Origin of the sequence: Bacillus lumedeiriae, from assembly GCF_044891285.1 — a bacterium.
In the GTDB taxonomy this organism is placed as follows: domain Bacteria; phylum Bacillota; class Bacilli; order Bacillales; family Domibacillaceae; genus Pseudobacillus; species Pseudobacillus lumedeiriae.
Genome location: NZ_JAUIYO010000001.1, coordinates 18,614 through 31,483, shown reverse-complemented (window position 1 = coordinate 31,483; position 12,870 = coordinate 18,614). Strand labels below are relative to the sequence as shown.

The following is a 12,870-nucleotide window of genomic DNA, read 5'->3' as shown; positions in this document are numbered from 1 at the left end:
GGTGTCAACTAAATTTTCAAAAAAACAAATAATTAATTTCACTATGTGTAAAATTCAAACAAAATCATATAAAAACTAAGCAATAAAGGCATTTAAAAGATCTTTATGGTTATTGTGGCACAAAAATTATTAAAAACAGGACAAACACCTTTACCACTTCTTTATCTATTTCATAGGTTATAAAAATACGTCAATAAAATAGATAGGAGTGGCTACATGTTTGGTTATTCAATGATCAAAATGGTAAGAGCGCATGCTCATAAGCTTGATCGACCTCTTCGTGAAAAATTGTTAAATTTGTATAAACCCTTTAAATGGACACCTTGTTTTTTACACAAAATGTTAGAGGGATGGATGAAAAAAACAAAAAAGCTGACAGTGATTGTAGAGTTCGAAAAAAGCGAAATGGCTTTTGAGTCAGCTCTTCATGAAGTTGATAAGGTGATCGACCGGCATTTTAAGTGTCGAATCAGGAAAAAATTTTCGCTTGTATCATGTGTGAGTGTGGAAATGACACCGTTAGCATTAGAAGAAATGTTAGAGCATTGTTCATGCATAAAAAAGGTCTATTTAAATCATGAAGTCCGTGCTTTATTAGATGTCGCAGTCCCGTCCGCCAATGCAAAAGGCGTTGTAAGAAATGAAACATCGTTAACGGGCGAAGGGATAACAATTGCCATTATTGATACGGGAATTTATCCTCATCAAGATCTTCAAGGAAGAATTATAGATTTTGTTGATTTTATTAATCAAAGAACGGAGCCATATGATGATAATGGACATGGGACCCATTGTGCCGGAGATGCAGCGGGCAATGGATCGGCTTCTTTAGAGAGGAAATATGCGGGACCTGCGCCGAAAGCAAATGTAATTGGCGTGAAAGTGTTGAATAAACTAGGTTCAGGATCACTTGAAACAGTTATGCAAGGAATAGATTGGTGCATTCAATACAATGAAGATGAGAATAACAAGAATAAAATTGATATTATTAGCATGTCTTTAGGCAGCTCTCCCCAATCATACAATAAGGAAAATGATGATCCAATGGTGCAGTATGTCGAGTTAGCCTGGAGTCATGGGATCGTTGTTTGTGCAGCAGCAGGCAATGATGGTCCGGAAAAACAAACAATTGCGAGTCCAGGTATTAGTGATCAAATTATTACGGTTGGTGCTTTGGATGATCGAAATACAATGGACACGAGAGGAGATGACGATGTGGCAAGCTTCTCGAGCAGGGGACCTACCCCATACAAAGTAACAAAACCAGATATTTTAGCGCCGGGGGTCAATATCGTTTCGCTTCGTTCTCCTAATTCATACTTAGACAAGATACAAAAATCGAGCCGTGTCGATTCTAACTATTTCGTCCTCTCAGGTACTTCAATGGCAACGCCCATCTGTGCGGGAATTGTAGCTCTCATTTTACAGGCTAAGCCAAATGCTTCACCGGATGAAGTGAAAGAATGGCTAAAAAATGGAACGACTGCATGGAAAGAACGAGATCCGAACGTATATGGTGCCGGATATATTGACGCTGAACGTTCAATTCCAGAGTGAATGATGCATAGAACAGAACGAGACGTATTATATATACACTATTACGCAATAACCAGGAAATAGGGAAAACACTGTTTGAGCCAGCTTAAATATTGGGGGTAATAGTGTGAAAAAGAAAGAAGTCGTTCGATTGAAAAACAGGGAGAGGCCGGCTGACCCAAATGATGTGGCAAATGGTCTGGATGAATGGGAAAATGAAGGCGGCAGAATAGCAAAATGTATAGGATAAAACTATAATCTACAGCTATATTATAATCCTTTCTTCGGGTAAAATAGCAGGTGGTGTCCGTGAACACCATCTGCTATTTTGCATGAAGAAAGAATTATTTATTGACGACGATAGCTTCCGGTTGAAGGGGGAATATTTCATGAAAAGAGGAGCGGGCAGCTGCTTTGGAACATTCGGGGAGCTGGTGCAGGGGGAAGTGAACAATCATCCTTTTTTATTTACTTTTCCAGTGCCGCTCAAAAGCAGAGCTATATTCGTTCCGGCAAGTGATACTAAGGAGATAAGCTGCACACCCCATAAAGAAAAGATGACAGCTGCCGCCAGGCTCACTTTAGAAAAAATAGGGATTGGAACAGGCGGGTGTTTGTATTCCTATTCCCAGATCCCTATTGGAAAAGGAATGGCGAGCAGCTCCGCGGATATTACGGCAGCGATCCGCGCTGTAGCAGCTAGTTTTGGAACGATATTCGCTCCTTCTGACATAGCGGCTATAGCAGCGGCCATTGAACCGACAGATGGTGTCATGTATGAAGGAATCAATGCGTTTAATCAACAGACTGGTGAACGGCTGCAATCTTTTCCTGAGGCGCCAGACTTATTCCTTATTGGCTACGACAGCGGCGGTACGGTAAATACAGATGATTGTTATTCATCAAAAAGAGTATACACGCCAAATGAGAAAGCAGAACTGCAGCAGCTATATAACGGGATAAGTACCGCCTTATTGTCAGGGAAAATAGACGACATCATGCTGGCAGCAACGAAAAGTGCCGGGATCAATGAACGCTTTCTACCTAAACCATTCTTTTCGTTGTTTAAGGAAATAGCCAGTCGATTCGAAGCAGGAATCATTATCGGCCACAGCGGCACCGTCATTGGCTTTCTTTTAAGCGGCAATGATCATTTATTGATAAAAAAAGTGCAGGAGATTAAGGGGATCGTTCAACAGATGACAGGATGGAACCCATTTATTATGACTTCTTTTCCAATTGGCGATGCTAATGACTAGTGTGAATTGGCCCCTTTGTTGATTAGAGCGGAAGGTGCCAGACTCCTGAGGAAAAAGCGTGTCCACGGGAAAATCCGCAGGCACGGAGGCGAAAATCAACAGGCGAGTTTAACAAAATCTTTTATTCCAAAATAACTAAGTGAAAAGGCATCATTTTATTTAATTTGAAAAAACCACTTGTCAAATGAGTGATCTTCCTGCTAATCTAATAACGATGTCGAAAAGTTACGAAATTTGGATAATATACATAATATTGATAGGTGTAGATCAGATCTCTTTTAGAGACTTCTAGGCTGATAGAAAGCATTTTCTGACAGCCGGATAATTGAATAATTAAGATGAGAGTGCCCGGGAGAGTCAATCTCCGGGATAATAGGGAAATCGGTGAAAATCCGATGCAGCCCCCGCTACTGTAAACGGTGATGAAATTGTCAATAACCACTGGTGTAACTGCCGGGAAGGGACAAGAGTAAAGCGATCCGTAAGCCAGGAGACCTGCTTTCTTCTTTGAACCATCATTCTTCGGAGGGAGGAACGGGATGGCTGTATGGAGCGGAGCTGGCATGCGCGGCTATTTTGCTTGACTCGATCCAATCATAGCTATGCACACGTATGTGCTTAAGTCCTTAACTTCTTATGAAGTTAAGGACTTTTTTTATTTTTCAGCTATGTTCATGACTACTGTTGATATTGCTGTTTAGTTGATTAGAGCGGAAGGTGCGGGACTCCCTCCGGAAAACGTGTCCACAGGAGACCTTGCAGGCGCGATAGCGGCGGGGAGGCTCCCGAACCGCCCGCAGCGGAAATCAACAGGCGAGTTTAACGAAAACTTTAGAAAAAGGGGCGGATAGTATGGCAACTTGGGATTTAACGGAAATGAATCATCACGTATTGATTTGTAACGGTTCGAGCTGTATGAGAAAAGGCGGGGAAGAAGTAACGCAGGCGATCAGAAATGAAATTAAAAATCGGGAGCTTGATGTCCGTGTTCATACGACAAGAACAAGATGCAATGGCCGCTGTAAAGATGCTTGTGTCGTGATTGTTTATCCAGAAGGTACATGGTATCACGGAGTAGATGAACAATTGGCAAAAGAGATTGTCACTTCACACCTTGAAAAAGGAGAGCGGGTAGAGAAGGCCATTACTTACACGTATGCGGGCCAAGGAATGCAGCTAAAGAATGACCGTGAAGCAGGAGTATCTAAAGAGAAAGAAAAACAAAAGCAGTAAACGTATAAGGAGGCAGTAAAAGTGAATGGAAAACTATTAATTGTCGGCTTCGGTCCGGGAAGTGCCGAACATATTACGGAGCGGGCAAAAGAAGCGCTAAAGGAAAGCGACTGCATTATCGGCTATAAAACATATGTAGAGTTGATTGCTGATTTCATTGAAGGAAAAGAAGTCATCAGCACAGGAATGTCAGAAGAAGTCAGCCGGGCGCAGGCGGCGGTCAAGTTGGCCGAACAAGGAAAAATAGTAGCTGTTATTTCGAGTGGAGATGCCGGCGTGTACGGGATGGCGGGGCTTGTCTACGAAGTACTCGTCGAACAAGGATGGAAAGAAGCGGACGGTGTCAAAGTAGAAATTGTCCCTGGGATTTCAGCGATTAATTCTTGTGCATCTCTCCTTGGGGCGCCGGTGATGCATGACGCGTGCACGATTAGTTTGAGTGATCACTTAACTCCTTGGGATTTAATCGCTAAGCGGATCGAAGCGGCCGGCGCAGCTGATTTCGTGATTGCTTTGTACAATCCGAAAAGCGGGAAGCGGACGAGACAAATTGTGGAAGCGCAGCGTATTTTATTAAAGCACCGCTCACCGGATACGCCGGTCGGTCTTGTCAAAAGTGCCTATCGGGAAAGAGAGCACGTCGTCATCACGAATTTGCAGGAGATGCTCGATCATGAAATCGGCATGCTGACGACAGTCATCATTGGCAATTCAACGACTTTTCTTTATGACAATAAAATGATTACGCCGAGAGGTTATCAGCGCAAGTACACGTTGACGTCAGAAAAGCAGCCGCTAAAGCCTCATGAACGGCTGAAGCCGAAAAATGAGCCGTGGGCGCTGCATGGAGGAAAAGCGGAGCCGACCGCATTATACGAACTCGGTATGAAAGCCCTTCAGATGCTGGATAAAAAGGAACATCAAGTGTCTGAAGATTCACCATTTAAGCAAAAGGCCGAATCTATTTTTGAAGTAGCTGTCAGTCCAGGAGTCGCTAATAAATTATTTTCAGCAGAACAGCTGCTCGTTCTCTCGAAGGCAGCGGGAGAAAAAGGCTCGATTGAATATACACCGCACCATCAAGTGATCTTGCGGGTGCCGACAGAAAATCCCGATCAATTGGTCACAACTTTGCAGGAGGCAGGATTTCTCCTTGCTCCCATTGGTGACGTGGCTACTGTCAAGGCTTGTGACTTTTGTGACGGTGAAAAGAAAGATGCCATTCCATATGCGGAAAGGCTGTATGAAAAGTTCAATGGGCTTGATTTGCCAAAAGAAATGCGCATCGGGTTGAATGGCTGCGGCATGGCTTGCTACGGTGCAGTGAATGATGACATCGGCATCGTCTTTCGCAGAGGGAAATTTGATTTGTTTTTAGGAGCGAAAACGGTTGGAAGAACGGCTCATGCCGGACAGCCTGTCGCTGAAGGTGTAGAACCGGACGCACTGATCCCGCTCCTAGAAAACATTATTGCGGAATACAGGGAAAAAGGACATCCGAACGAACGACTGTTTAAATATTTTAAGCGCGTGAAAAGAATTCAAAACTTTGAGTATCGTGATATAGAGCCAAAAATAAATCTTGAACCTGCACCGTGCGGGGATTAAAGGAGCATATAGAAATGAAAGCTATATTATTTGTCGGTCACGGCAGCCGTGATCCGGAAGGAAATGAACAAATTAGACAATTTATTGACAAGCTGACCCCTGAGCTTGAGACCAACATTATCTATGAAACTTGTTTTTTAGAATTTGAACAACCCAATATTGCTAAAGGGATTGACACGTGTGTAGCAAAAGGGGCCACATCTGTCGCGCTCATTCCACTGATGCTGCTTCCAGCGGGCCATTCCAAGATTCATATTCCACATGAAATCGATGAAGCGAAACAGAAATATCCTCATGTCGCATTTACATACGGCAAACCAATCGGTATTCACTATGAAGCGGTGGAAATTTGTAAAAGCCGCATTTTAGAAACGGGTGAATGTAAAGAGGATGAAGAGGAGGGACCAGCTGTGATCCTGCTTGGACGGGGAGGGAGTGACCCGGATGCAAACAGTGACTTATTTAAAATTACTCGTCTTCTTTGGGAAAAACTGCGTGTGCCTATCATTGAAACTGCTTTTATCGGCGTCACTTCTCCGAGCCTAGAAGAAGCGGTAGAAAAAACGGTTCGGCTCGGTGCAAAGAAAGTGATCATTTTACCTTATTTTCTCTTTACAGGTGTTTTAATTAAGCGGCTTGAAAAAATGACCGTACAATTTCAAGCGGCCTATCCGGGCATTTCTTTTTCACTGGCAGAATACTTCGGTTTTCATCCTAAGTTAAAAACGGTCATTAAAGACCGGGTGGAAGAAGCGCTGCAAGGGGAAGTGTATATGAACTGCGATACGTGCCAGTACCGTTTTGAAGCGATGGAGCATATCGATCACCATCATCATCATGACCACGATCATGATCATAGCCATCATCATGAAGAAGGAATCAAGGTGGAGGCAGTCAAATGATTTTCTTTTTAGCTGGAACGAGCGATGCGAGGGAGCTGGCAGTGACACTGCAAAAGGAAGGCTATCCTCTCATTGCTTCTGTCGTGACAGAGAATGCAGTAAAGGAACTGGAGCAAGTGCAGATTGGAGCATTCGCCGGCCGGATGGATGCTGAAGAGATGTGTACTTTTATAACGAAAAAACAAGCAGCTGCGGTTGTTGATGCAAGCCATCCTTTCGCGGAAGAAGCATCGAAAAACGCGATGGAGGCCGCGAAACGAGCGAATGTTCCTTATATCCGTTTTGAAAGAAAAGAACAGAATTTCGCGGAATCTCCACTTATTACTTATGTTTCCTCTTATGAAGAGGCCGCGGAACGAGCAGCAGATACGAAAGGAACGGTCATGCTGACGACAGGAAGTAAAACGCTGGCTGTTTTTACTGAAAAACTGCTGTCAAATCCAGACATTCGTCTCATATGCCGGATGCTTCCGAGAAAAGACAACATGGAGAAATGTGAACATCTCGGCTTGCCGCAAAAAAATATCGTAGCGATTCAAGGACCATTCACGAAAGCATTTGATCAAGCACTGTACGAACAATATGAAGTGAAATGTATGGTGACGAAAGCGAGCGGCCAGCGCGGCTCGGTCGATCAAAAAGTCGAAGCAGCGAAAGAGCTCGGCATTAAAACGATTGTGATTGAACGGCCTGACATCCAGTACCAAAACCGCTGTTCTTCATTCGATGAAGTGATTCAACAATTAAAAAAACAAGGAATTAAGGGAGGCGCAATCAGTGGACTTTAAAACAGAATTCAAGCCGGAAACGGTTCAGCCGATGGAAATTGAAGGGCTTAGCTTTGATATCATTACAGAAGAATTTGGACCGCATACATTGACAGACGAAGAATATAAAGTCGTCCAGCGTGTGGTGCATGCGTCTGCTGATTTCGAACTAGGTAAAAGTATGCTGTTTCACCCAAAGGCGATACAAGCAGGGATTGACGCGATTAAAAGAGGAGAACGAGTCATTTGTGACGTGCAAATGGTACAGTCCGGTGTAAGTAAGCCGCGAATCGAAAAGTTCGGCGGCAGCATTCACGTGTACATTTCTGATGAAGACGTGATGGCGGAAGCAAAACGGCTAAATACGACGAGAGCCATTATATCGATGCGAAAAGCTACAGCAAAAGGAGACGGCGGCATTTATGCGATCGGCAACGCGCCGACTGCTCTATTAGAACTGATTCGTCTCGTGAAAGAAGGATTGGCGAAGCCGAGTCTAGTAATCGGGCTGCCTGTCGGGTTTGTTTCAGCTGCTGAATCGAAAGAGGAGCTGGCGAAGCTTGATATTCCTTACATTACGAACATTGGAAGAAAAGGCGGAAGCACAGTGACAGTCGCTGCTTTGAACGCTCTATCTCTGCTTGCGCAAAAAGAATGACCATGAGAGCGCAGGAGAAGAAAGAAGAAAAGCCGCTCAGAAAAGGCTATACGACCGGCGCCTGCGCCACGGCTGCTGTACAGGCAGCGTTAGTTTCTTTGTTATCAGGAGAGAAACAAGAATCAGCGACGATCTACCTGCCGGCAAAAGTGTTTGCTACTTTCGCCGTAGAGTCTTGCCAAGTACAGAAAGACCGCGCTATTGCAGCGATCAAAAAAGATGCGGGCGATGATCCCGATGTGACGCATGGGGCCATTATTTATGCAGAAGTCATGTTGAAAAATGAACCGGGCATTGAGCTTGACGGCGGAGAAGGAGTCGGCCGGGCAACGAAACCCGGTTTGGCTGTAGAAGTCGGTCAGGCAGCGATTAATCCAGTGCCAAGAAAAATGATTTTGTCAGAAGCAGAGAAAATATTAACGGACTACCAATACTCCAAAGGGATAAAGATCATCATTTCTGTTCCCGGCGGAGAGGAAATGGCCAAAAAAACATTGAATGGCCGTCTTGGGATCATTGGCGGCATTTCGATATTGGGCACGCGCGGAATCGTTATGCCTTTCTCTACTGCCGCTTTTAAAGCAAGCATTATCCAGGCGATACACGTAGCGCGGGCTGGCGGCTGTGACCATGTGGCAGTGACGACCGGCGGACGAAGTGAGCAATATGCGATGAAACAATTGCCTCATTTAAAGGAAGAAGCTTTTATTGAAATGGGAGACTTTATCGGCTTTACGCTCAAGCATTGTAAGCGTCTCGGGATTAAGAAAGTATCGATGGTCGGTATGATGGGGAAGTTTTCCAAAGTTGCCCAGGGGGTGATGATGGTGCACTCCAAAAGCGCCCCTGTTGATTTTAACTTTCTCGCTGAGATCGCTGGACAAGCGGGGGCTTCTTCTGAAGAAGTGGAAGAAGTAAAAAATGCGAATACAGCCTCCCAAGTAGGAGAACTAATGGCCGCTGCCGGGTACGACCGTTTTTTTGATATTCTTTGCGGCAGCTGCTGTGATTATGCGATTAAAGAAGCAGGCGGCGGTATAGAAGTAGATACGACGTTGTACACGTTTAAAGGGGCATGTTTAGGAAAGGCGGAACGTCATGGATAAAGAGATAAAAATCATTGGAATTGGCGATGATGGACAGGCTAGTCTTCTTCCAATCTATCAAAAATGGATTAGGGAGGCGGAGCTATTAGTCGGCGGAGAGCGGCAGCTGGCATTTTTCCCTGAATATCCGGGAGAAACATTTACAATCAAGGGGAACTTGCGTGAGCTGAAAGAAAAACTGCAGAAACAGCGGGGACACACAGTCGTCCTCGCCTCAGGTGATCCTTTATTTTATGGGATTGGCGGTTATTTATCGAAAGGGGTCGAAGCGGAAATCTATCCGCAGCCCAGCTCCGTACAGCTCGCTTTTGCACGAATGGGAGAAAGCTGGAGTGACGCAGTAATCATCAGTTTGCATGGTCGGCCGCTGGCTGGCCTTGCGCAGCGGATAGACGGTAAAGCGAAGGTAGCTCTATTAACAGATGACGTAAATTCGCCTGCAGCCATTGCTCACTATTTGTCTCGTTTTGAGATGACTGAATACGAAGTGTTTATTGCGGAAAACATCGGCGGTGAAAACGAACGCTGCCGGTGGATGTCAATTGATGAGATGAAAGCGGCCCAATGTTCACCATTAAATGTTGTCATTTTACGAAGCAGCAGGGAAACAAAAGTATGGCCGCTCGGAATACCTGATAAAGAGTTTGTTCAAAGAAAGCCGGATAAAGGGTTGATTACAAAAAAAGAAATCCGTGTGTTGACGATTGGACAAATGAATCTTCAAAGGGACAGCATCGTTTGGGATATCGGTACATGCACGGGATCTGTCGCTATCGAAGCGGCAAAAATCGCCGTAGATGGAGCGGTGTATGCCATTGAAAAGAACGAAGAGGATCTTAGGAACGCGAAAGAAAACTTTGTGAAATTCCGAACAGATATAACAGCTGTTCATGGCAAAGCACCGGATGGTCTTGAAGATTTTCCTGATCCAGATGCGGTATTCATCGGCGGCACGGCAGGAAATATAGATGGGATTTTTGATACATGCTGCGGGCGTTTGAAAGAAGGCGGCACAATTGTAATGAATGTCGTGACGATTGAAAATTTGTACGAAGCCCAGCAAGCGCTCAAGAGCCGCGGGTTTCAAGTAGATATGACACTTGTCCAAATAGCTAGGAGTAAGCCAATTTTGCATTTAACGAGAATGGAAGGGCTAAATCCCGTTTATATCATCACAGCAAAGAGAATGGAAGGAGCACAATCATGACAGGTACACTATACGGAGTAGGCGTCGGACCAGGCGATCCAGAATTGATCACAGTGAAAGCATTTCGTGCACTGCAGGAATGCCCCGTTATTGCCTACCCGAAAAAAAGAAAAGGCAGCAAAAGCTATGCGAGGAAAATCATTGATGCGTATGTGGATCCATCGGAAAAAGATATGCTCGGCCTCGTCTTTCCAATGACAAAAGATCCGGCCATACTAGAGCGGGAATGGAATGCTACGGCAGAAGCCGTATGGGAAAAGCTAAACGAAGGAAAAGACGTCGCTTTTGTGACAGAAGGAGACCCGCTATTGTACAGCACGTTTATTCATATGATGAACGTAATGAAAGAACGCTATGGAGATGTCAATATGAAGGTCATCCCTGGCATTTCCTCGATTAATGGAGCGGCTGCCCGTTTGTCACTGCCGCTTGCGGAAGGCGATGATCTTGTTGCCATCGTTCCAGCGAAGGATGACTACGAAGCCATGAAAGAAGTCATTGAAGCGCATGACTGTGTTATTTTTATTAAAGTGGCTAAAGTGATTAACTTGATGCTGCGGATTTTGAAAGAGCTGAATTTAACAGATAAAGCAGCAGTCGTTTCTAAGGTGACATCTGAAGAGGAAATTGTTTGGAACATCGAAGAGCTCGAAGGCGCGGAACCGGAGTATTTGACGTTAATGGTGGTGAGAAAATGAAACTGTTCATCGTCGGGGCGGGACCAGGAGCGGCAGATTTAATTACGGTGAGGGGACTTCGCCTGATCAAAGAAGCTGATACCATTTTATACGCGGATTCTCTCGTGAATGAAGAAGTGTTTCGGGAAGCAAAGCCAGAGGCGGAAATTTTAAAGACAGCCGGCATGCATTTAGAAGAGATGATAGAAGAGATGATCGAGCGGTTACAAGCGGGGAAAAAAGTCGTCCGGCTTCACACAGGAGACCCGGCTGTATATGGAGCCATTATGGAACAGATCACATTGTTAAAAGAAAGAGGCGTCGACATCGAAATTGTACCTGGTGTCAGCTCGGTTTTTGCTGCTGCAGCTAGTGCGGGAGCTGAATTAACGATTCCGGATTTAACGCAGACCGTTATTTTAACGAGAGCAGAAGGCCGCACACCGGTGCCTGAACGTGAAAAATTAGCGGAATTAGCTAAGCATCATTGTACGATTGCTTTTTTCCTCAGTGCGACGTTGACGAAAAAAGTCATGAAAGAATTAATAGAAGCGGGCTGGGCTCCTGAGACACCGGTAGCTGTCGTGTACAAAGCGACATGGCCGGATGAAAAGATTGTCCGGACGACGGTGCAGCATCTGGATGAAGATCTGCGCAAAAATGGGATTCGGAAACAGGCGATGATTCTAGCCGGCTGGGCGCTCGACCCGAACATTCATCAAAAAGACTTTCGTTCGAAATTATATGATAAAGAATTTACCCACGGTTATCGCCGGGGGGTGAAATCGTGACGGTGAAAGCAGACAGGACTGTATTGCCGGTCATCGCAGCGAAAGGCGATTATGCCGTTGTTGCTATTACCAAACATGGTACGCAGCTTGCTAGGGAAATAGCTTCTTTATTTCATGGCAGTGATCTTTATTATATGAAGAAGTTTGAACAGGGAGATGAAAACGAACGCGGAATTACGTTATTCGAAGGATCCGTTCGTTTGCTTTTGCCTGAACTGTTTGCCAAATATAAGGGATTAATTCTTATTATTTCACTCGGAGCCGTCGTCCGTATGATTGCACCAATTTTAAAAGATAAGAAAACCGATCCTGGTGTTGTCGTTGTGGATGATAAAGGAGAGCATGTGATCAGTGTGCTTTCTGGGCACATTGGCGGAGCGAATGAGCTTGCGCGGGAAGTAGCCGCTTTAATCGGTGCCTACCCCGTTGTGACAACCGCTTCTGATGTGCAAAAGACGATTCCGGTTGATTTATTCGGCCGCCGTTTCGGCTGGGTGTGGGAGTCAGATGAAAAGTTGACACCAGTCAGTGCTGCCGTCGTGAATGAAGAGAAAGTAGCTGTCGTGCAGGAGTCAGGCGAGAAAAACTGGTGGATGTATGATACACCGATGCCTAATACGATTCATTTGTACTCCTCGATACAAGAGGCGATAGACGAAAAACCGGCCGCTGCTCTCGTCGTATCCCATCGGCAGCTGGAAGCGAGTGAAGAAGTGATTCTCGAAAATGGTGTTCTGTTTCGGCCAAAAGTACTCGTGCTTGGCATCGGCTGTAACCGCGGCACGTCCGCTGAAGAAATTGAAAGAGTTATTATGGAAACGCTGGATGAGTTGAAAGTAAGCATCAAAAGTGTAAAAACAATAGCAACGATTGATTTGAAAAAAGATGAAGCTGGTTTATTAGAAGTCGTGAAGAAGCATCAATGGAGTTTTGAATACTATCAGCCGGGAGAACTGAATCAGAAGAAGATCAGCCAGCCGTCAGAAACGGTGTATAAGTTTACCGGCGCATATGGCGTCAGTGAGCCGGCTGCGATGCTGTCGAGTGGGAACGATCAGCTTTTGCTTGCTAAGAAAAAATCAGGAAATGTCACGATTTCTGTTGGTTTCATCTCCCACACATAAGG

General features: G+C 45.0%; 13 protein-coding genes and 1 riboswitch. All 13 genes read left to right on the top strand.

Annotation, left to right across the window (positions count from 1 at the left end; genetic code table 11):
* The first annotated feature begins 216 nt into the window (after positions 1-216).
* The 13 genes from QYG89_RS00170 to QYG89_RS00110 all read left to right on the top strand — a co-directional run bounded on the left by QYG89_RS00170 (position 217) and on the right by QYG89_RS00110 (position 12,868).
* Positions 217-1,557 carry a S8 family peptidase gene (locus tag QYG89_RS00170; protein WP_404313613.1) on the top strand — a complete coding sequence of 447 codons (1,341 nt, stop codon included), beginning with the start codon at positions 217-219 and terminating at the stop codon, positions 1,555-1,557.
* A gap of 106 nt (positions 1,558-1,663) precedes the next feature.
* Positions 1,664-1,786, top strand: coding sequence for a hypothetical protein (locus tag QYG89_RS00165; RefSeq protein WP_404313612.1), 123 nt, complete (start codon positions 1,664-1,666; stop codon positions 1,784-1,786).
* Between the two features lie 139 nt (positions 1,787-1,925).
* Positions 1,926-2,795, top strand: a complete 870-nt coding sequence (locus QYG89_RS00160) for a GHMP family kinase ATP-binding protein (RefSeq protein WP_404313611.1) — start codon at positions 1,926-1,928, stop codon at positions 2,793-2,795.
* A gap of 325 nt (positions 2,796-3,120) precedes the next feature.
* Positions 3,121-3,312, top strand: a riboswitch (cobalamin riboswitch).
* A 335-nt stretch (positions 3,313-3,647) separates the two neighbouring features.
* The gene (locus QYG89_RS00155) at positions 3,648-4,028 is read left to right on the top strand and encodes a (2Fe-2S) ferredoxin domain-containing protein (RefSeq protein ID WP_404313610.1); all 381 of its coding nucleotides are present in this window, start codon (positions 3,648-3,650) and stop codon (positions 4,026-4,028) included.
* Between the two features lie 21 nt (positions 4,029-4,049).
* The gene (gene cobJ, locus QYG89_RS00150; protein WP_404313609.1) at positions 4,050-5,636 is read left to right on the top strand and encodes a precorrin-3B C(17)-methyltransferase; all 1,587 of its coding nucleotides are present in this window, start codon (positions 4,050-4,052) and stop codon (positions 5,634-5,636) included.
* Between the two features lie 14 nt (positions 5,637-5,650).
* On the top strand, positions 5,651-6,538 hold the full coding sequence (locus QYG89_RS00145) for a sirohydrochlorin chelatase (RefSeq protein WP_404313608.1): 888 nt from the start codon (positions 5,651-5,653) through the stop codon (positions 6,536-6,538).
* Positions 6,535-7,326, top strand: coding sequence for a precorrin-6A reductase (gene cobK, locus QYG89_RS00140; protein ID WP_404313607.1), 792 nt, complete (start codon positions 6,535-6,537; stop codon positions 7,324-7,326). Before QYG89_RS00145 ends, cobK begins: the two co-directional genes overlap by 4 nt.
* Entirely contained in the window at positions 7,316-7,963 is a 648-nt protein-coding gene (locus tag QYG89_RS00135) for a precorrin-8X methylmutase (protein ID WP_404313606.1), read from the top strand. The genes cobK and QYG89_RS00135 overlap by 11 nt, the downstream gene beginning before the upstream one ends.
* Complete coding sequence (locus QYG89_RS00130) at positions 7,960-9,069, top strand: cobalt-precorrin-5B (C(1))-methyltransferase (protein WP_404313605.1); 1,110 nt, start codon at positions 7,960-7,962, stop codon at positions 9,067-9,069. Before QYG89_RS00135 ends, QYG89_RS00130 begins: the two co-directional genes overlap by 4 nt.
* Positions 9,062-10,276 (top strand): precorrin-6y C5,15-methyltransferase (decarboxylating) subunit CbiE, encoded by a 1,215-nt coding sequence (cbiE, locus tag QYG89_RS00125; RefSeq protein WP_404313604.1) that lies wholly within the window; start codon positions 9,062-9,064, stop codon positions 10,274-10,276. The genes QYG89_RS00130 and cbiE overlap by 8 nt, the downstream gene beginning before the upstream one ends.
* Positions 10,273-10,974, top strand: a complete 702-nt coding sequence (gene cobI, locus QYG89_RS00120) for a precorrin-2 C(20)-methyltransferase (RefSeq protein WP_404313603.1) — start codon at positions 10,273-10,275, stop codon at positions 10,972-10,974. The genes cbiE and cobI overlap by 4 nt, the downstream gene beginning before the upstream one ends.
* Entirely contained in the window at positions 10,971-11,744 is a 774-nt protein-coding gene (gene cobM / locus QYG89_RS00115) for a precorrin-4 C(11)-methyltransferase (RefSeq protein WP_404314551.1), read from the top strand. Before cobI ends, cobM begins: the two co-directional genes overlap by 4 nt.
* The gene (locus QYG89_RS00110) at positions 11,741-12,868 is read left to right on the top strand and encodes a cobalt-precorrin 5A hydrolase (RefSeq protein WP_404313602.1); all 1,128 of its coding nucleotides are present in this window, start codon (positions 11,741-11,743) and stop codon (positions 12,866-12,868) included. The genes cobM and QYG89_RS00110 overlap by 4 nt, the downstream gene beginning before the upstream one ends.
* Positions 12,869-12,870 lie beyond the last annotated feature (2 nt).